At 59.9% G+C, this 18,869-nt stretch carries 16 protein-coding genes and 1 other RNA gene; 7 read left to right on the top strand and 10 right to left on the bottom strand.

From position 1 onward, the window contains the following. Positions 1 to 30: 30 nt before the first annotated feature. The 3 genes from JNJ45_03955 to JNJ45_03965 all read right to left on the bottom strand — a co-directional run bounded on the left by JNJ45_03955 (position 31) and on the right by JNJ45_03965 (position 2,690). On the bottom strand, positions 31 to 954 hold the full coding sequence (locus JNJ45_03955; protein MBL8047817.1) for a proline dehydrogenase family protein: 924 nt from the start codon (positions 952 to 954) through the stop codon (positions 31 to 33). Positions 955 to 972: 18 nt separating this feature from the next. Continuing rightward, on the bottom strand, positions 973 to 1,956 hold the full coding sequence (dusB, locus tag JNJ45_03960; GenBank protein MBL8047818.1) for a tRNA dihydrouridine synthase DusB: 984 nt from the start codon (positions 1,954 to 1,956) through the stop codon (positions 973 to 975). Positions 1,957 to 2,039: 83 nt separating this feature from the next. Then, on the bottom strand, positions 2,040 to 2,690 hold the full coding sequence (locus JNJ45_03965) for a hypothetical protein (protein ID MBL8047819.1): 651 nt from the start codon (positions 2,688 to 2,690) through the stop codon (positions 2,040 to 2,042). Positions 2,691 to 2,790: 100 nt separating this feature from the next. On the opposite strand from JNJ45_03965, the gene JNJ45_03970 reads away from it, so the two are divergent. From JNJ45_03970 to ychF, 6 genes are all read left to right on the top strand, one after another. Then, positions 2,791 to 3,831, top strand: a complete 1,041-nt coding sequence (locus JNJ45_03970; GenBank protein MBL8047820.1) for a BMP family ABC transporter substrate-binding protein — start codon at positions 2,791 to 2,793, stop codon at positions 3,829 to 3,831. 537 nt (positions 3,832 to 4,368) lie between these two features. After that, positions 4,369 to 4,722, top strand: a transfer-messenger RNA (tmRNA) gene (gene ssrA / locus JNJ45_03975). Positions 4,723 to 5,161: 439 nt separating this feature from the next. Next, the gene (locus JNJ45_03980; GenBank protein MBL8047821.1) at positions 5,162 to 7,669 is read left to right on the top strand and encodes an ATP-dependent Clp protease ATP-binding subunit; all 2,508 of its coding nucleotides are present in this window, start codon (positions 5,162 to 5,164) and stop codon (positions 7,667 to 7,669) included. 102 nt (positions 7,670 to 7,771) lie between these two features. Continuing rightward, positions 7,772 to 9,091: a hypothetical protein gene (locus JNJ45_03985; GenBank protein MBL8047822.1), complete on the top strand. Its 1,320-nt coding sequence runs from the start codon at positions 7,772 to 7,774 to the stop codon at positions 9,089 to 9,091. A gap of 71 nt (positions 9,092 to 9,162) precedes the next feature. Further along, positions 9,163 to 10,911 carry a hypothetical protein gene (locus JNJ45_03990; GenBank protein ID MBL8047823.1) on the top strand — a complete coding sequence of 583 codons (1,749 nt, stop codon included), beginning with the start codon at positions 9,163 to 9,165 and terminating at the stop codon, positions 10,909 to 10,911. Positions 10,912 to 10,935: 24 nt separating this feature from the next. After that, entirely contained in the window at positions 10,936 to 12,027 is a 1,092-nt protein-coding gene (gene ychF / locus JNJ45_03995; protein ID MBL8047824.1) for a redox-regulated ATPase YchF, read from the top strand. On the opposite strand, the gene JNJ45_04000 is transcribed toward ychF, so the two are convergent. After that, on the bottom strand, positions 12,024 to 13,313 hold the full coding sequence (locus tag JNJ45_04000; protein ID MBL8047825.1) for an alpha/beta fold hydrolase: 1,290 nt from the start codon (positions 13,311 to 13,313) through the stop codon (positions 12,024 to 12,026). The two genes, ychF and JNJ45_04000, sit on opposite strands and share 4 nt — an antisense overlap. A gap of 61 nt (positions 13,314 to 13,374) precedes the next feature. Here JNJ45_04000 and JNJ45_04005 point away from each other — a divergent pair, with 61 nt between their 5' ends. Further along, on the top strand, positions 13,375 to 13,878 hold the full coding sequence (locus JNJ45_04005) for a DinB family protein (GenBank protein ID MBL8047826.1): 504 nt from the start codon (positions 13,375 to 13,377) through the stop codon (positions 13,876 to 13,878). Here JNJ45_04005 and JNJ45_04010 read toward each other — a convergent pair. From JNJ45_04010 to JNJ45_04035, 6 genes are read right to left on the bottom strand one after another with little or no spacing between them, the layout of a single operon-like run. Next, positions 13,875 to 14,339 (bottom strand): hypothetical protein, encoded by a 465-nt coding sequence (locus JNJ45_04010; protein MBL8047827.1) that lies wholly within the window; start codon positions 14,337 to 14,339, stop codon positions 13,875 to 13,877. The two genes, JNJ45_04005 and JNJ45_04010, sit on opposite strands and share 4 nt — an antisense overlap. A gap of 7 nt (positions 14,340 to 14,346) precedes the next feature. After that, entirely contained in the window at positions 14,347 to 14,811 is a 465-nt protein-coding gene (locus JNJ45_04015) for a hypothetical protein (protein MBL8047828.1), read from the bottom strand. Next, complete coding sequence (locus JNJ45_04020) at positions 14,808 to 15,794, bottom strand: acetyl-CoA carboxylase carboxyltransferase subunit alpha (protein ID MBL8047829.1); 987 nt, start codon at positions 15,792 to 15,794, stop codon at positions 14,808 to 14,810. The genes JNJ45_04015 and JNJ45_04020 overlap by 4 nt, the downstream gene beginning before the upstream one ends. Further along, positions 15,794 to 16,609 (bottom strand): acetyl-CoA carboxylase, carboxyltransferase subunit beta, encoded by an 816-nt coding sequence (gene accD, locus JNJ45_04025; protein ID MBL8047830.1) that lies wholly within the window; start codon positions 16,607 to 16,609, stop codon positions 15,794 to 15,796. The genes JNJ45_04020 and accD overlap by 1 nt, the downstream gene beginning before the upstream one ends. A 23-nt stretch (positions 16,610 to 16,632) precedes the next feature. Next, on the bottom strand, positions 16,633 to 17,433 hold the full coding sequence (locus JNJ45_04030; GenBank protein ID MBL8047831.1) for a hypothetical protein: 801 nt from the start codon (positions 17,431 to 17,433) through the stop codon (positions 16,633 to 16,635). Beyond that, positions 17,433 to 18,752 (bottom strand): N-acetylmuramoyl-L-alanine amidase, encoded by a 1,320-nt coding sequence (locus JNJ45_04035; protein MBL8047832.1) that lies wholly within the window; start codon positions 18,750 to 18,752, stop codon positions 17,433 to 17,435. Before JNJ45_04035 ends, JNJ45_04030 begins: the two co-directional genes overlap by 1 nt. Positions 18,753 to 18,869: the final 117 nt, after the last annotated feature.

Below are 18,869 nucleotides of genomic sequence, written 5' to 3' on the forward strand. Positions count from 1 at the left end.
CACTATATCACAGGCCTGGCAAAAATCCAATTACTTCTTGAACAAAGATTTCAGAATGAACATCGCGTTCGCGGGGCGCTCGGCCAAGCGCCGCGTAAAATACGGATACCACTGGTCGCCGAACGGCACGTACACGCGCACCGGGTGGCCCTCGGCGTGCAGCGAGTTCTGCAAGTCCCGCCGAATGCCATAGAGCATCTGAAACTCGTAGCGGCTTTTCTCAATCCCTTCGGCCACGGCGAACTCGCGCACCGCCTTAATAATCGCCTCGTCGTGGGTCGCGATAGCGGGGTAGTTCCCGCGCGCCAGCAGCATCTTGCTCATCTCCACGTACTTCGCGTCCACCTCGTTTTTCTCCGGAAACGCGACGCTCGCCGGTTCCAGGTAGGCCCCTTTCACCACGCGCACCCGCGCGCCCAGCGCAATCATCAGCTCGGTGTCGGCCAGCGAACGGTGCAAGTAACTCTGCAAAACGGTGCCGGTGTTCGGGTAATCCAGAAACACGCGCTCGATCATGCGCACGGTGCGCTCGGTGTATTCGCTCGCCTCCATGTCAATGCGCACAAAGGTATTGGTCAGCTTCGCATGCTCCAGCACCTCGCGATAGTTCGCCTCCGCAAAGGCTTCGCCCTGGTCCAAGCCGCACTGCGTCAACTTAATCGAAATGTTGATCATCGACGCGTAAGGCGACTGCCCAATCCGGGTGAGCATCTCCTTGTATTTCGTAATCGCGGCGCGTGATTCTTCCTCGGTGTGTGTGTTCTCGCCCAAGTAGTCCAGCGTCACTAGCAAGCCGGCTTTGCACAGTTCTTCCGAGGCGGCGATGGATTCTTCGAGCGTGTCGCCAGCGATAAAGCGCTTGACCACGGGTCGGAAAAGGAACGATTTGCGAACCAGAGATTCGACGGGCCGTAACTCGGCCAATTTTAAGATGAGGGTTCGTCCTAGCGCCATTGGAGGATAGCCGAAAGTTTACGCGAGGACGCCTGCCTCGTGCTGTGCCAGGAAGGTGTGGAGCAACTCGGCCAGTTCGGAGTAGGTGTTGGCGGCGGTAATGCGGCCACGAATCTCCGCCGCGCCCGGTACGCCCTTAATGTACTGCGGAATCAGGCCGCGCAATGAACGGATCGCGCGCTTCTCCATGTCGGCATAATCGTCTGGGTTCACCAGCGAGACATCGCTCACGCGCGCCTCGTAGGCAATCGTGTTCAGGGCGTGCTCAAGGGCGGTTTCCACGCGTTCACTCAGAGTCGGCATCGGCGGCTCGGGCAGTCCTTGCAAGTCCGCCGATATCCGGCCCAGGGCCCACGGGTTCGAAATCGCGGCTCGCCCCACCATCACCCCGTCGCACCCGGTTTCGTCAATCAGGCGACGGGCATCGGCGGGTGTCTTCACATCGCCGTTGCCGATCAGCGGAACCGTCACCGCCTCGCGCAGGTCGCCGATTAAGCGCCAGTCCGCCTCGCCGTCGAATCCCTGTTTGGCAAATCGCGCGTGGAGGGTAATCATCTGCGCGCCCACATCCACAAAGCGACGGGCGAGTTCGGGCGCGGCGAAACTGGAATAATCCCAGCCCGCGCGGACCTTCACCGTGACAGGGCATTTCACCGCCTTCACCACTGCCTCAACAATTTCGGTGGCTTTGTCGGGGTCTTTCAGCAGGGCTGCGCCGGAGCCCGTTCGGCACACCTTGGGCACCCAGCACCCCATGTTGATATCAATAATGTCGGGACCAAACGACTCGGCGATGCGTGCGGTCTCGGCCATGATCTCGGGCACGGCGCCAAAAATCTGTATGCCCAGCGGACGCTCTTCCTCGCGGATTTGCATCTTCTTGAACGTCTTTTCTGCGCCGTAATGAATGGCCATCGCCGAGACAAACTCGGTGAAAACCAGGCCCGGCTGGCCGATGCGCTTGCAAATGAGGCGAAAGGGAAGACTGGTGACGTCTTCCATGGGCGCTAGAACAAGCGGTACCGGCACTCGCACATCTCGGATGGCGAATCCCGGTACCACGTTCATGTTGCGCAGCGGGGAGCTTAGGCTTCCGTTTCGGCGGCCACTTCGGCCGGAACTTCCGCCGGAGCCTCGGCCACGACTTCTTCTTCTTCTTCTTCAACGACCTTGGCCACGGCCTTCTTGGTCGTGCGCTTCTTGGTCAAGCCGAGTTCCAGGCCGACCACGTCGCCTTGGAAGGTTGCCTTCAGCTTCACGCGGCGCGTCAAATCGCCACCGCTGACGGTCGTCCAGTTCACGCGGTCCAACGCCCACTGCCAGCCGATGTCTTGCGGGGTGTATTGAAACTCCACTTGACCGGTGAGGATGTCGCTGAGGAGCGTCTTCAGGTCGTCGCGACCATCGAGCAGCTTTTCGGCTTGCATAAAGTTGGCTTGCAGACCCACGCCCACTTCCACGGCCTTTTCGTCGAGGGCGGCCATGGCGGCCTTCGTCTTCTTTTCCGGGGCTTCGTTGTCCTGAATCATGGTCAGTTGGCGAAGCAGCGACCGGGTCAAACCGTCGATGTCGTCGGGCCAATTAAAGGTGTTGCCTTCGTAAATGGCTTGCGCTTCGCGACCGCTAATAACCAGCGCGGTGGCGACCAGCGCGGCATCGGTGGTTTGCAGTTTCGGGAAGGACTTCTTAACCTGGTCCAGCGTAGTTTCGGGCTTCGAAAGATTACAAGTGATCAATGGGAAAATCTCCGGTGCCGGGCGGGGCCACGGCTGGCCCGTTAAGGCCATAATAAAGCGAATTATACCCGGCAACGGGGCGAGAACGCTTATGAAATGGATGCAGTGGATTGTAGCGGCCGGTCTTACGGTCGGCATCATTGGATGCGGTAAGAATGACGCGGGGACCGAAGGAGCCAGCGCCGGCACCGGCGGCAAGGTAGAAACCCCCAGCGGCGAAAAAAAGATGAAAATCGCCGTGGTTTACGATAGCGGCGGGCGCGGCGACAAGTCGTTTAACGATAGCGCTTGGAACGGCATTGAGCGCGCACGCCAGGACTTTGGCATCGAATCGGTGGAAGTCGAATCGAAGGCGGCCAAGGACTACGAAGGCAACCTTTCGCAGATGGCCGAAGATGGCGCGGACCTCGTGATCGCGGTCGGTTTGGCCCAGGGCGAACCGCTGGCCAAGGTCGCGGCAAACTTCCCGGACACCAAATTCGCCATCGTGGATGGTTCGGGCGACGCCAAGAACATTCGCTCGCTGAAGTTTAAGGAGGAAGAAGGCAGCTTTTTGGTGGGCGTCGCGGCCGGCATGGTCAGCAAAACCGGCAAGATCGGGTTTGTTGGCGGACAAGAAATCGACCTGATTAAGAAGTTTGAGTACGGATTTTATGCTGGCGCGAAGTGGGCGAATCCGAACATCGTGATTTTGCCCGCTAAGTACACCGGCAGCTGGGACGATCAGGGCAAGGGCAAGGACCTCGCCGCGCTGCTCTTTTCGCAGGGCGCGGATGTGGTGTACGCCGCGGCGGGTCGGGCTGGGCTCGGCACGATCAAGGCGGCCAAGGACGCGGGCAAGTTCTGCATCGGCGTGGACAGCGACCAAGACGACCTGGAAAAGGGCGTCGTGCTGACCTCGATGATCAAGCGCGTGGACGAGGCGGTTTACGCGACGATTAAGGACCTGAAGGAAGGCAAGTATTCGGCGGGCGAGACCATCTACGACCTCAAGTCGAATGGCGTCGGCACGTCGGATTTCCGCAACACCAAGTCCGTGATCGGCGATGCGGGCATGAAGAAGATCGAGGAGGCGAAGGCCAAGATCATCGCCGGGGAAGTCAAGGTCCCGGCGAACCAAGCTGAGTTCAACGCGAAGTAAGGTTGGCTGGTTTGAAGCGGGGGGTCGGGCTCGTCGCCCGGCCCCTTTTTTCGTGTTGCTGCAGCAGTTTTTTCTGTGTGGCTCCCGCTCGGCTGAGCGCCCGCCCCGGCGGGGCATAGGCCGGGCGTCAGACCCGACCAAAGAGTTGCCGTGGGCAAGTCGACCACTCACTTCCGATTTCACCTACTTCTCGCTCGGCTGAGCGTCCGCCCCGGCGGGGCATAGGTCGGGCGTCAGACCCGACCAGGGAGTGGCCCTGGGCAAGCCGACAGCCGACTTACAATCTCGTACTCACCTCCCGCCCGATTGAGCGCCCGCCCCGGAGGGGCATAGGCCGGGCGTCAGACCCGACCAGGGAGAGGCCCTGGGCAAGCCGGCGACCCCTTACAATCTCGGACTCACCTCCCGCTCGGCTGAGCGCCCGCCCCGGCGGGGCATAGGTCGGGCGATAGACCCGACCAGGGAGTGGCCCTGGGCAAGCCGGGGCGGCGCATGAAACAAAACCCCGCAACCTTGCGTCAAAATAAAAGACAACATGGGGGCGAACGGGTTCGACAGAGCTGGTTCGACTTAGAGTTGCGAGCCGAGGTGCCGTTGGCCTCGAAAATAAACGGCAAAACAATAGTTGCCAATAACAACTACGCATACGCTGCTTAATTAACGCAGTGAGTCGCCTGATTCCGGGCCGATAGGGATCATCGCGGCTTAGCCAAATTCGGATCGCGAAGCGAGCTTCTGTTCGTAGCAAGCTAAGCTAAATTCAACCGGACTGGATCCGAATCAGCCTGTCTCTGGGAGTGGTTCGGATCGAGAAAAGCTCAGAGAAGACGCTCGTGGGAACTGTAAGGCCGACAGGTTTGGAAGAGAGTTCAATTCTCTCCGCCTCCACCAGTTTTTTTGACCGATTTCGAAGGCTATGGCGAGGATGATTCACATTCCGATTTCCGTTCCGCTGATATAGACCTGCCAGTCTTTGCCGGTACGCAACGAACTTCCACATTCCAAAGATCATATGGCCGCTCTTGCCGAAGATTTTGAGGCAGAGCGCGGCAAACGTTAGTCAAAGGCTGCCCCTAACTCAAAGTTGAGAGCCAGTACAAATACCAGGGTTCGGGGGAGCCGCGTGGGAGCCTGGGAAAAATGCGGAAAGATACCGATAAGGAACGTTAAGAATACGGTGGTGGCAACGGGCCGCCGGGTACTCTAATCAAACCTAGGATTGGGTTCAAATTAGGCCTAATTGACTACAAGCACGCCCAGGAGGATTTCGGCGTAGAACCCTGTAGTCTTGCCGGAAGTCTAATTTGTACTTCACGCAAGGAAGTAAAAAATTATGTGGCAAAGGTTCACTGAAAGAGCACGTAAGGTCGTTTTCTACGCTCAAGAAGAAGCGCAGAAGTTCGGCGAAGGGTATGTCAGCACGGAGCACCTGCTTCTCGGATTGGTCCGAGAATCGGATTCGGTGGCATCTCGCGTCTTGGAGCGGCTAGGCGTAACCTTGAGCCGCATTCGCCAAGAGGTTGAGAAGCAACTGCCGCGCGGCGACGCTCGCACCGGTCAAGAAATGACGCTCACCCCTCGGGCAAAGCGCGTCATTGACCTGGCCTACGACGAGGCGCGCAACCTCAACAACAGTTACATCGGCACCGAGCACCTCCTGCTGGGGCTGATCCGCGAAGGCGATGGTCTGGCTGGCCGCGTCCTCGCCAAACTTGGAGTCGAACTCGACCGCGCTCGCCGCGAAGTCATGGGCCTCCAAGATAACGAGTCGCAAAGCAAAGGCTCGTCGTCGCGCAGCTCGGGTTCGAGCAATCAGGGCGGCGGCGGTGGTGCCAAAACGGCGACTCTCGACGAATTTGGTCGCGACCTCACGCAGATGGCACGCGAAGGCAAGCTCGATCCCGTCGTGGGTCGGCAGCAAGAAATTGAGCGCGTCATGCAAATCCTGTCGCGCCGCACCAAAAACAACCCGTGTCTCATCGGCGAGCCGGGCGTAGGGAAGACTGCGATTGCCGAAGGTCTCGCGCTGCGTATCGTCAGCGGCGACATCCCCGACTTGCTCAAGGATAAGCGCATCATCGCGCTGGACCTGGCCGGTCTGGTCGCGGGCACCAAGTATCGCGGCGAGTTCGAAGAGCGCATGAAGAAGGTGATGGAAGAAGTCCGCAAGGCGGAAGGCGAAGTCATCCTGTTCATCGACGAGCTTCACACGTTGGTGGGAGCCGGGGCGGCCGAAGGCGCCATCGACGCCAGCAACATCATGAAGCCGGCCTTGGCTCGTGGCGAACTGCAATGCGTCGGCGCGACCACGCAAGACGAATTCCGCAAGTACATTGAAAAGGATGCCGCGCTTGAGCGCCGCTTCCAGGGTGTGCAAGTGCGCGAACCGAGCGAAGAAGAAGCCGTGGAGATCATGAAGGGTCTGCGCGAACGCTACGAGGCTCACCATAACGTCGAGATCACGGACGACGCGATCTCCTCGGCGGTCAACCTCTCGCAGCGCTACATCTCGGATCGCACTCTGCCGGACAAGGCGATCGACCTGATCGACGAAGCCGCCAGCCGCGTTCGCCTGCAACTCAGTTTGCCGCCGCTGGACGTGCGTCAGGACAAGGTCAAGCTCAACAAGCTCAAGGCCGAGATTGATCACGAAACGCGCCGCAACAACACGAGCCTGGTGGAAAGCCTGCAAAAGGAATTTGACGACCTTGAAAACTCCGTGATCGACCGCGAGGAAATCTGGATTGGCACGCCCAAGCCCGAGGCGATCGTCGGCGAAGAAGAAATTGCCCAGATCGTGCAAAGCTGGACCGGCATTCCCGTGCAGATGGTGAAGGAAACCGAATCCGCGAAGCTACTTCGCATGGAAGAAGACCTTCACGCCCGCATCGTCGGTCAAGATGACGCCGTTAGCGCCGTCTGCCGCGCCATCCGCCGCAGCCGAGCTGGTCTCAAGGATCCGAAGCGACCCCTGGGTAGCTTCATCTTCCTCGGCCCCACTGGGGTCGGTAAGACCGAGCTCGCCAAGGCGCTGGCTTCGTACCTGTTTGACAAGGAATCGAACATGGTTCGCATCGACATGTCGGAATACATGGAGCGATTCTCCGTGAGCCGCCTGGTTGGTGCCCCTCCGGGGTATGTCGGTTACGATGAGGGCGGTCAACTGACCGAACAAGTCCGCCGCAACCCGTACTGTGTGGTGCTCCTCGACGAAATCGAGAAGGCTCACCCGGACGTGTTCAACATCCTGTTGCAAGTCATGGAAGATGGTCACCTGACCGACTCGCAAGGTCGCAAGGTGGACTTCCGCAACACGATCATCATCATGACCTCGAACGTGGGTGTTCGCCCCATCGAATTCGATCAGGGCCTTGGCTTTGTCGAAGAGAAGCGGGAAGCCGAAGATCCGAAGACGTACGAGTACATGAAGAACAAGATGATCGACGAGATGAAGAAGCTCTTCCGACCGGAGTTCCTCAACCGCGTGGATGAAACCATCGTGTTCCGCCACCTCAAGCGCGAGGAAATCCTCGAAATCTCGGGTCTGTATATGAAGCGAGTCAACGAACAAGCCGCCACGCTGGGCTTCACCATCGAACTCAGCGAAGAAGTCAAGGACATGCTGGTGAAGGAAGGCTACGACCCCAACCTGGGTGCTCGACCTCTGCGCCGCGCGGTTCAACGTCTGATCGAAGATCCGCTCAGCGAAGACCTGCTCCTCGGCACGTATGTGGCCGGCGACACGATCCTCGCCGAACTGGTCGATGGCAAGGTTGCCTTCCGAAAGAAGGACCCCAACGACGAAACTAAGAAGAAAAAGCAGCTCGTTAAGAGCTAACGACAACAAGAGCCAGGTTCATCACCTGGCTTTTTTGTTCGAAATACTAGGTTTGCTGAGAAAAATCCCCCATTTTCTGGGAATTGTTTGTAGAATCAAAGCATGGTGTTTAAGGGTGCTCTGGTTGCCTGCAGTCTATTGGCAGGTCTTGCTTCCGCTTCGGCCTCGCTTGTGTTCGTTCTCGACTCAAACAGCCGGTCGATCTTCCGGTTCGACGCCGAGACGGGCGAGTACAAGGGAATCTTCGGAAACGGGTTCTTTAGCTCCTCCGCTCCGGTGAGCATGGCGCAAAGTTCGAAGGACGGGCTGCTTTACGTTGGCCGCGCCGATGGACTCGTCTTGCGCTTCGATCCGTACACGGGTCAGTACCTTGGCCCGCTCGCCAGCGGCTTCAATGGCTCGCTGGTCGGTCTCGCCATGGCCACCGATGGAACACTTTACTGCGCCAACTCGGGCGCTTCGGCCCTGATCCTCCGCTTCGATGGCGCGACAGGCCAATACCTGGGGCCGCTCGGCCAATGGAACGTCCAAACCGGCGGACAAAACACCTACGTCGATGGCAACAACTATTTCTGCACGAACACGTCCGGCCAAATTGTCAAGCTCGACCGCGTGACGGGGCAATTGCTGAGTATCACCACGCCGCCCGCACCTTCGGCGCCGCGTGTGATGAACGACCTGGGCAATACCAACATCGGCTACGCGAGCGACGCTTCGGGCGGAATCCAAGCCGGGGTCCTCCGCGTGAACCAGCAGTTCCAATATCAGGGGCCCATTGCTCCGAACTGGTTCGGTGCGATTCGGGACATCGAAGCCATGCCCGATGGTCGCGTGCTCGTCGCCGCTTCGGTCATCAACGCGGGCAGCCAATATGTGATCGGTCGATTCGATCGGGTCACGGGTCAATACGGTGGTCTTTTGGCCGCCAACTGGGGCTTTAACATCGTGGACATGGAAACGGAAACGCCGATTTCCATTAACGGAACTCTCACGTTTGGCAACTACTCGGGTGTCAACCGGCCCGCAACCGTACGTATCTATGAAGGTGGTACGAACAACCTGCTGCAAACTACCACGCTGCCGAACCAGCCGCCATCGGGTGCCTACTCGCTTAGCACCATCTACCGCGGCAACCTGGACCTCTACTTCGAAGGTAGCCACTGGCTGCGTCGCAAGGTCTCGGTCAACGTGCCTACGGCTGGCCTCAACGGAGTCAACGCCACGCTTATCAATGGCAACGCCGTGTTTGATGACTTCATCGACGTGGCCGACTACTCGGCTCTTGCCGCCGCCTTTGATGCCATTCCTTCTTCGGGGAACTGGAATGCCCAAGCCGATTTCAACGGCGACGACATTATCGACATCGCGGACTACACGATTCTCGCTGCTAACTTCGACATTGTGGGAGACGCCCTGCCCTAAGGAGAAACTTGGCTGCTGAACCGACTTCGCGACCGATCTCGGTAGCTTGCTTTGGAGGATTCTCGTTCCTAGTGGACGGGAATCCTGCATCGTTTCCGACGCAGCCGACGCGAAGTCTCCTCGCCTATTTGGTCAACCAAGGGCATCGTCGCCAGCCGCGGTTGTACGTCGCCGAGGCGGTTTGGCCTGAGGTCGAGGAAGAACGCGCGCTCAATCGCCTGCGCACCGCTCTTGTGGCCGTGCGGAGCGCTGGCGAACCTTATGATCTAGTGGATGGCGATCGCTATGAGATCGGTCTTCACAGCGAACTCTTCCACTCCGACTTAAGCCTGGCGCAGCGCCTCTACCAACAGGCGCGGGTTACCCAAGAGCCAACGGTTGAGCTCAGGCTGCTCACGGAACTCAACACATTGATCGAACCCGGCTTTCTGCCCGGCTGGCGCGACCCGTGGACCGACGGCATTCGTCTCCACTGGGCGAGCCGCGAAAAGGAAGTCAAGCTCAGAATCGCGCAGTTGGCCCTGAGCCTCCAAGATCACGCGGTGGCGCTGAGCATGGTGGACCACCTTTTGACGCTGGAGCCTGCTGACGAGGAAGGTTGGACTCTGTACTTCCGTCTCATGGTCGCCGAGGGTCGCGACGCTGAAGCATTGGACCGATTCCGTGTCGTGCGCAAGGCGTGGCTGGAGCAGAGCCACCTCGACTTCAGCGCCGAACTCATGAGCCTCGCGAAGCGCATTCGTGACAAGCAGATCGTACCGGAGAACGCGCTACCGGCCAAAATCTCGCAGGCCGAGCGCGACCTCGTCATTGACGTCTTCGAAAAGCAATTGGATTCCGACCCGCGCGTCGTGCTCGAACTCTGCACCAGCCAAGCGTTTCGGTTTGAGGCCATGCATTCGCCCAACGATGCCCTGGGCCTGCTACGCCGTGTCATTGAACGGACCGCGCCGGGCGACAGCCTGCGCATTGAAGCGCAGAGCCTGGCCGCAAAACTGGCGACCATGGTGTGCGACTACGCGACGACGTTCGACTACTGCGAGGACATCATGGAGCACTCCAGCATTGAGTCCTCGCCCTATCGCCAAGCCTTGAACCAACTGGGATTTGGGAACTTCGAACTACGCAACTGGGAACTCGCCGATAAGTACTTGCGGCAACATTACGAAGCCAACCTTGCTTACGGGAGTAAGTCGGAGCAGGCGATTAGTCACCTGCAATTGGGCTCCATCGCCTGGCACCAGCTTCGCATGGACGAATGCGACTACCACTACGCAGAAGGCGAGCGCCTTCTCAATGAATCCGGAACCGAAACCGATCAGCGATCTCTCACCGTGTTCTATGGCAACACGATGTACGTGGCCACCATTCGCGGCGACTGGAAACGCGCGAAGGAATACGCCGATCTTTCGCTCCGGCGGGCGCAGATTGAGCGCGCAATTATGGTCGTCAACTCCGTAAAAGCCGTGCGCGCCATGCTCTATGCGATGGATGGCGAACGGGCCAAGGCGCGCCAAATGGCCTCCGAGGGTTTCGCCGGAACCTTCCGCAACCGGATTTTCCGCATGCACCAAGTGAGCGCCGACTACATGGGGGCGACGCTCGGGCTGCTTGATATGCACGCCGAGGGTAACGCGGTGCTGGACGCCTACACGCGCTTCCGCGAGCACGATCAGCATGAGCATTCGCCCGCCGAGAAGGTGTTCCTGGAAGTGGCGCGAGGCGCGTGCGGCAACACCGACCGATTTGCCGAGTGGGCGGATGAGGCGCGACCCTCGCGGCTGGTCAGTAACGTGTGCCACCACCTGGATACCGCGTAGGCGGGCGGGTACACTCCCAGACCGATGCTCCGCGCCGGTAATGTCGGTCTCCCTAACGTCGGAAAGTCCACCCTCTTCAATGCGGTGGTCGCCAACGCCCAGGCTCAGGCCGCGAACTTTCCTTTTTGCACCATTGAACCCAACGTGGGGATGGTCAACGTGCCCGACGACCGTCTGGACGTTCTCGCCAAGATTTCCGGTTCGGAGCAGATTCTGCCCGCCCGCGTGGAATTCGTGGATATCGCCGGCTTGGTCAAGGGCGCGAGCAACGGCGAAGGGCTGGGCAACCAGTTTCTGGCCAACATCCGCGAAGTGGACGCCATTGTCCACGTGGTCCGCTGCTTTGATAACGACGATATTCTGCACGTAATGAACTCGGTGGACCCGGCTCGGGACATTGAGATCATCAACTACGAACTCATTCTTGCTGACATGGCGCAGGTGGAGCGCCGTATTGAGCGCGCCCGCAAGGACGCCCGCCAAAAGAAAGAAGCGCAGATTGAAGTGGACGCGCTGGAAAAGGTGCTTCCGTTACTGGAAGCGGGGAATCCCGCGCGCGGTGCCGACCTTTCCGAGGATGAGCGCGCGGTGATCAAGCACCTCGGGCTGCTTTCGCTCAAGCCGATCATCTACGCCGCCAACGTCAGCGAAGCCGATCTCGCGACCGGAAACAAGTACGTCGAGCAAGTGAAGGCGATCGCCGCCGCCGAAGGCGCGAAGGTCATTGTGATCAGCGCCCAGGTCGAAGCCGAACTCACCGAGTTGCCGGAAGAAGATCGCCAAGAGTTCTTGGAAAGTCTCGGCGTCAAGGAAGGCGGCCTGCAAAGCCTCATCCGAACGACGTACGATCTGCTGGGCTTGCAAACCTACTTCACAACCGGACCCAAGGAAACCCGCGCCTGGACGATTACCAAGGGCATGACCGCCCCCCAAGCCGCCGGCGTGATTCACAGCGACTTCGAGCGCGGATTTATTCGTGCGGAAACCGTCGCCTACAAGGATCTCGCCGAGTATGGCTCGATGGGCGCCGCGAAGGAGAAGGGCTTAGTCCGGAGCGAAGGCAAGGAATACGTCGTCAACGAGGGCGACGTGATGCTGTTCCGGTTTAACGTTTAGTCGCCGAGCTGCTTCTTGATCCACTCGTCCATCACTTCGATAACGCGATTGTTGAACGCCTGCCCTTGCACGCGAAACGCGTTCTCGTAGCTACTGGCTTGCGTGAAGCCGTGGAAGCTGTTCGGAATGCGGGCGTAGGTGGCTGAGCCTGGATTCTGTGCGTTCAACTGATCGCGAATCATCAAGTGATCCGCTTCCGTGCTCACAAAGTCGTACTCGCCCCAAAGCACCAGCGTATTGCACTTTACCTTGGTCCAAAGTTCGGGCAAGTTGAGCTTCGCTAACTGTCGCCAGAACTCGAGTGTTCGGCCCATCATCTTGGTGGGATCGGCGGCGAAGTAGCCGTCTATGCTTGCCTTGTACTCGGGGAATTTCTCGGCAACCTGCGCCGGCGACCACCCGTGCAGGAGCACCAGAGGCTGAATCACGGCGTCGGCGCGCGCCTGCTGATCCACGTCGGTCGGGCTCGCTCCGGCCAACACATTTTGGCGGCGCACATTTTCCAGCCAGTACTCGGTCCAGGTTTTGTAAAGCGTGCTGCTCGGGATGAAACCATAAACGGGCTCCTGGCTCACCACCCACGGCCCAAAGGTGCCGCCCATGCTATGCCCAAACAGGAACACGCGGTCGGGGTTGACGTACGGCTTCTTCTTCACATCGCGCAGCGCCTGAAGGTACACATCGCCCTCGGTGTAAAAGTCGGTGTCAGGGTACGGCCCACCCTCGGCGTCGCCCATGCCCGGCTTCTCCACGCGGATGGTCACAAACTTCTGCTTGGCGAAGTGGGCCAGAAACTCGCGATACGGCCCGGTGGTGCCACTCAGTGGAAAGTCCATGCTGAACTGCCCCAAGCCCTGCATCATAAAGAACACCGGATACTTGCCCTCGGCTTTGGGCCGCGTGATGATCGTGCGGATCCGCTTGCCGTTGCTCATCACGTGGCCATAAATCACATCGTAGTCGGCCGAGACCTCGCGCGGCCGCTCCTTGAGCGTCATCGCGATCTTTAACGGCTTGCCGTCGCGCTGCACGGTGACGTCCACCTTCTGGCCGGTACGCATCTTGGTCAGTGCCGTCGTGACTTCGCCGGGTGCCTTCACGGCCTTCTTGTCGAACTCGACAATCACGTCCCCCGTCTTCAGCGCACCTTCCGCGGATCCGCCGGGGGCGGTGCCAGCCACGGCCAACGAGTTCGGCTGAAACTGGATGCCCAGCATCGGCTTGCGCGGGAGTTCGTCCGTTTGCAGCAGGCCAAGACCCAGCGAGAGAGCGGCGATTGTGATCATCGCCCATAGTACGCGCGGCGTGGCAAGCCCCGGTTCCGCAAAATAAATCCATACTAGTCGCATGAACCCCGATCCGCTGAAGTCCGCGCTTGCCGGCCAGTTTCGCGCCCAACTCAAGATGATGCGTCAGTGCATCGAGCTCTGCCCGGACGAGCTGTGGGCGAGCGGCCAACATCCGCGCGCCCTGTGGCGCATCGTCTACCACGCGCTGTTTTACACCCAGTACTACTTGATGCCGCACCACGAGGCGAACACGCCATGGGAAAAGCACCAAAACCAAGCCGTGGTGCTGTGGGACGACGACGAGGAAGGCATGCCGCCGGTGGAGACCACCTATTCCCGCGAAGACATCATCGGCTACTTGGATCAGATTGACGGTCAAGTTGTGAGTTGGCTCGATGCGCTGGACCTGACCTCGCCCGAGAGTGGCTTCCCCTGGTACAAGATTCCGAAACTCGATCACGTGCTGGTGAACTTGCGGCACCTTGGCATTCACCTTGGCCAAGTACAGCAAGTGCTGTTTGAGAACGGCCACGATCCGGACTGGACCAGCGTGGTGCGCTAGGAAACCAAACTATCGAGCAGGTCGTGCAGCGGCGATGCATCGTGGTCAATCAGCAACTGCTGGATCGGGTCGTCTTGCCGAATCCAGCGAAGCAGCTGGTGCGGCACCAGTGACAAATCCACAGTGAGCTCGCGCGGCCACGAATCGTCCAGGCACAGCGGCGTCAGGTCGAATTGCGGCACTGCGCTACTCGGCGCGGGGCGAAAATCCTCGCCGGCGCAGCGAAGCACCAATATCGCCTCGGCCAGCGCCACGTCAATCTCGCCAAAAAACTGCTGGTGAGTCGAGCCGTTGCCTTCGAACGCGGCGATGGCGAGGCTGCGAATCAGCGCCTCGCGCTCGGGTTCCTCGTCCCAAAATGAGACGGTAAGCGGACGCTCACCAAAGTAGGTGGCCAATGCGCCCACGACCTGCGGGCCGACCACCATATCGCCCGCGCAAAGAACGACGACGTGGTTCATGGGATGCTTACACCCGGGCCGAGGCGCCCATGCGGATCACCGCATCAACATCCTTTTGCGTGATGGGCTTGGTGAAAATCGCGTTGACGTTCACCGCCCGCGCGCCCGATCGACCGATGAGCGTGACGGTCGTAATCGCGTCGGTCTTGATCCAATAAGCGTAGTACCGCCACGTGGGGGTGTTGCCCTTGCGGAAAGGAATCTGCTTCTTCTTGATGCGGGTGTAAATCTCGTTGGGCACGATGATGTACTTTTTGGGCGCATTTTTGATGAACCCCACCACGGTCATCGTCCCTTTCGGCGAGAAGTAATCACCCTTCTTGGCGCGGTCGGCGTTGGCCGCCGGTCGCCACGGGTTCTCCATTTTCAGCTTGACCCGCGCCGCGCCCTTGACCCGGGGAAGTTGGGCGACCAACTGCGCGTGCACAAGTGTGCCGCACAGCGCGGCGAGGACTATAATGCTCTTCTTCATTGGCCTGAGAATCGCCCCATCTTTCGAAACTTCTCGTAGCGATCCTTCTTCAGTTGATCGCGCGAAAGGCCAGAAAGTTCATCGAGGTGGCCAAGAATGCGCGTCTTGACGTCGTCCATGACTGAGGCTTGGTTGCGGTGGAACCCACCCAAGCCCTCGGGGACAATCTCGTCCACGAGTTTCAGTTCCAGCGCGTTCTGCGCGGTCAGGTTAAGGGCCGCGGCGGCCTCAGGACCCATCTCGGGCCGTCGCCACAAAATGGCGGCGCAACCCTCGGGCGGAATGACGCTGTACACCGCGTGCTCCAGCATCATGATGCGGTTGGCGACGGCAATGCCGATGGCCCCGCCGCTTCCGCCTTCGCCAATCACGGCGCTCACGATCGGCACCTCGACCTCGAACATCTTCTGAATCGCCGCGGCGATCGCCTCGCTAATCCCGCGCGACTCGCTCTCGACGCCGGGGTCGGCGGCGGGAGTGTCCACAAAGGTGACGATCGGCAAACCGAAGCGGTCGGCCATGTCCATCAAGCGAATTGCCTTGCGGTAACCCTCTGGCTTGCTCATCGCGAAGTTGCGCATTTGGCGCTCCTGAATGTTGCGACCCTTTTGGTGGCCAATCACCATCACCGCGCGGCCATCAATACGGGCCGGTCCGCCAATAATCGCGTTGTCCACGCCAAAGCGGCGATCGCCTTGGAGCTCAATAAAGTTGGTGCAGACCGCGTTAATGAGGTCGAGCGTGTAAGGCCGTCGCTCGCAGCGAGCGATGAGCACCTTCTCCCACGGATCGGGGCTCTCATACAGGCGCTTTATCGCGCCCTGCAGGGTCTTTTCGTAGGTGGAAATCTTGTTTTCCAACTCCGCGCGGCGATCGGCGTTGGTCGAAGGAAGAAGTTCCTTCAGTTGGCGGACCGCATCCTCGAGGTCGAGGACATTTTTCTCCCACTGCTTCCACGTGGTCGGTCGCATTTTCTCGGCCATCAGCGCACGCCTCCCGCCAGCATCGCGGCCAGCGAGCCAAGTGTGTCGCGCAGTTCGCGGCGGTGGACAACGCGGTCCACCATGCCCTTTTGGAGGCAGAATTCGGCGGATTGGAAGTTGTCGGGCGCTTTCACGACTTGGGCCTGTTTGCTTACGCGGGCTCCGGCAAACCCGACCAGTGCTTTGGGCTCGCAGAGAATCACGTCGGCGATGCTTGCGTAACTCGCGAGGACGCCCGCCATGGTTGGATCGGTAAACACGGTGATGAACGGCGCGCCGGCTTGGCGACAGAGTTCGGCGGCGGCGGTTGTGCGCGCCATTTGCATCAGGCTCAGCAGGCCTTCCTGCATGCGGGCGCCGCCGCTGGTGCAAAAGATGACCGCGGGGATGCGATCTTTGGCGGCGCGCTCCAATGTGCGGGTGACCTTCTCGCCCGCAACCGAGCCCATCGAACCGCCCATAAACGCGAATTCCGACAGGGCGACATAGCAGGGCTGACCAACAATATCGGCCTTACCGGCGATCATGCCGTCGTTGCGGCCAGTCTTGGCGATCGCTTGCTCCAGCTTTTCGGCGTAATCGGGAAACGTCAGCGTGTCGATGCTGGTCAGATTCGCGTCAAGCTCCTCAAAGGTGCCTTCGTCAAAGGTCGCTTCGATGCGCTGCTCGGCCGACATCCGATGGTGGTGGTCGCAAGCGGGGCAAACCATCAGGTTTTGCTCAAACTCGCGTCGAAAGAGGGTTTTTTTGCAGTTGCTGCACTGCAAGAAGGCGTTGCTCGCCGGAGGATTTCCCGTGGTTTTTCCTGCCCGCATGGAACCGAGAGGATACCCGGAAGCTAGGGTACTTGGACGCGGCTCACCTCGCAAGGGCGCCCCTCGCTGGTGGTGTAAAGCCAGCGCGAGTCGCGCGAAAAGCAAATCGCTTCGCCTTGGCGTTCGGGCCGCAGATCGAGCCGAGAGCCCGTGGACTTCCACCAAGCGCGGTCCTTGTCGGGGACGGCAAAAAGATAAGCCCCGAGGTAGCCCCGCACCACGACATGCTTGCCGTCGGGGGAAAACGATGCGCCCGTGGTCAGCTTCGACATCGGCACGATGGAACTGGTGGTGATGGCACCGACCCGCCGAAGTTTGTTTTCGCCCGGCTTCGGCTTGTCGAGGGCATACACTCCGCTCGGGCCATTCACCTTTTCGACAATATAAAACGCGCCGGTTTTTGGATCAACGGCGAAGCTCTCCGCATCGCGTGGTCCGTCCGGATAGGTGAGTTCGTAGAGCGTCGGTTTGGCGACGTCACCCGAGCCGCGCGGCTCCGGAAAGGCAATGATTGTTACAGACTTGCGGCGGCGAGAATTGTCACCGATATCCGCCACGTACACGGTGGAGGAGCCGCCACGCCGCACAATCTCCATGTCCTCCCAGTCGTGCGCCTTTGCGTCCACCATGACGCGCGCGGTGATCTCACCCTTCAGGTTGAACCGAAAGAGCCGCGCCTTATCGCCGCTATCGTTGTGAGTCCAAAATTCTTGCGGAGCGAACACGCTCGCGGCCACGCCGGAGCTTTCGGTGAGGTCTTTGTCGTCAACCCGGGCGATCAAAGCTGGCTCCGCAAGACTCAGCGCGATCAAAACCGAAACCACTAGAACGGCCCGACCACGCGCACCGCGTCGGCGATCGCGACCTGCGCGTCCGCGCCGCTGCGGGTTACTGGCGTCATGCGCACGTAGTCACGCCCCGGCATCAGGCGAACCCGCCCGATGAGGTTCCATTGGCCGCCATTGACCTGCTGATTGAAGGGTTTGGCGAGCGCGCCTTCGATGAGGTCGTCCACGTCATACACCACGGAAGCGCCGCGATTGGTGCCGGCTGGCCACCAGGCGTAGACGTCGTAGAACCCGTCCTGCACCACGCCCAGTTTCCAGGTCGCCTTGGCGCCGGTTTTGCGAGTGTAAGTGCTAAATCGGTAGTCCGAGCCGTATTTGCCGACGGCAGTTGTACCCGTACTCCAGGTGCCGGTCGTGGTGAAATCCGTGCTCGTGTTATCCACCGCCTTGTCGGTCTGGCCGACGGTGATGCCGAGCTTGATGACCGGGCCGAATCGGCCCACGCTCGTGCGGTTAAGTTGGAATTCCTCTTCGTAGTAGCCCTGCGTGCCCGGCGCGGTGATGTTAAAGCGAAACTCGCCGGTGGTGCCACCCGGGGTGGCTTGGAAAACCGACGACGGTCGCGTGGTGTTGATCCAGCTGTTGGCAAAAGTGGAGACGCGGCCCGCCGGATACGTGTCGAGGAAGACCGGGTCATTGCCGAGGCTCAGCCAATCGTCCACGCCGGTGTTGTTCATGCGCACCACGACGCTGCCGCTGACATTGGGGCTCAGGCTCACGGGGAAGGTGTGGGTGCCCGCCGTCGCATTGATTTTGAGCAGCGGCATGTACTTGTTGTCGAAATCCCAATACGGCCCAGGGCAGGTGGTGGCGCGACCGGTTTCGCGGTGCCCGATGATGTAAGTTCGGGTGAGCGGAATGTTGTATTTCGCGGTGAGGTAGCGGGTCAAGCGGGCGCTCGCCCAGTAGAGATTGTCGGTGTACCAACTGGTGCTTGTGCTGGTCGCTTCGTGTTCAATCCCGACGGCTTGCTGGTTGTAGAACGTGACCCCGGCGTGCCAGGCGATGTCCTTTTCGCGGACCATCTGCGTGATCTGGCCGTCGCTGGAGCGCACCATGTAGTGCGCGCTCACGTTCGACGAAGGGTTCTGGAACCAACTGATGCTGCCCGAGTACGTGCCCTCCATGATATGGATGACCACGTGCGTGATCGGGTAGGTGCTGGGGCGGTTCGAGGTCGAGTAGTTGCCGCTGTAGGCGGGGTTCCAAAGGGCGGAGGCGTAGTCCGGTTGAGCCCAACCGACCACTGCGGCGAGCGCCGCCGCGACCGTCCAACCACTTCGAAGAACGTGCATACCTTTCAGTATAGAGCAACTCTCCCCAAAAGCAAGTTCCCCTAGCGTTAAATGTTGTCAGCAGGGTAATATGAAAGTTCGCACTTTTCGCCCGCAACAGCCGGTGACCTCACGCGC

This window comes from Chthonomonas sp. (assembly GCA_016788425.1).
Classification (GTDB): domain Bacteria; phylum Armatimonadota; class Fimbriimonadia; order Fimbriimonadales; family Fimbriimonadaceae; genus JAEURQ01.

Bases quoted from the DNA above. Each gene is read 5' to 3' on its own strand.
- JNJ45_04005 (MBL8047826.1), top strand. From the start codon at position 13,375: ATGAACCCCGATCCGCTGAAGTCCGCGCTTGCCGGCCAGTTTCGCGCC.
- JNJ45_04035 (MBL8047832.1), bottom strand. From the start codon at position 18,752: ATGCACGTTCTTCGAAGTGGTTGGACGGTCGCGGCGGCGCTCGCCGCA.
- JNJ45_04000 (MBL8047825.1), bottom strand. From the start codon at position 13,313: ATGATCACAATCGCCGCTCTCTCGCTGGGTCTTGGCCTGCTGCAAACG.
- JNJ45_03955 (MBL8047817.1), bottom strand. From the start codon at position 954: ATGGCGCTAGGACGAACCCTCATCTTAAAATTGGCCGAGTTACGGCCC.
- ychF (MBL8047824.1), top strand. From the start codon at position 10,936: ATGCTCCGCGCCGGTAATGTCGGTCTCCCTAACGTCGGAAAGTCCACC.
- JNJ45_04010 (MBL8047827.1), bottom strand. From the start codon at position 14,339: ATGAACCACGTCGTCGTTCTTTGCGCGGGCGATATGGTGGTCGGCCCG.
- accD (MBL8047830.1), bottom strand. From the start codon at position 16,609: ATGCGGGCAGGAAAAACCACGGGAAATCCTCCGGCGAGCAACGCCTTC.
- JNJ45_03985 (MBL8047822.1), top strand. From the start codon at position 7,772: ATGGTGTTTAAGGGTGCTCTGGTTGCCTGCAGTCTATTGGCAGGTCTT.
- dusB (MBL8047818.1), bottom strand. From the start codon at position 1,956: ATGGAAGACGTCACCAGTCTTCCCTTTCGCCTCATTTGCAAGCGCATC.
- JNJ45_04020 (MBL8047829.1), bottom strand. From the start codon at position 15,794: ATGGCCGAGAAAATGCGACCGACCACGTGGAAGCAGTGGGAGAAAAAT.
- JNJ45_03970 (MBL8047820.1), top strand. From the start codon at position 2,791: ATGCAGTGGATTGTAGCGGCCGGTCTTACGGTCGGCATCATTGGATGC.
- JNJ45_04015 (MBL8047828.1), bottom strand. From the start codon at position 14,811: ATGAAGAAGAGCATTATAGTCCTCGCCGCGCTGTGCGGCACACTTGTG.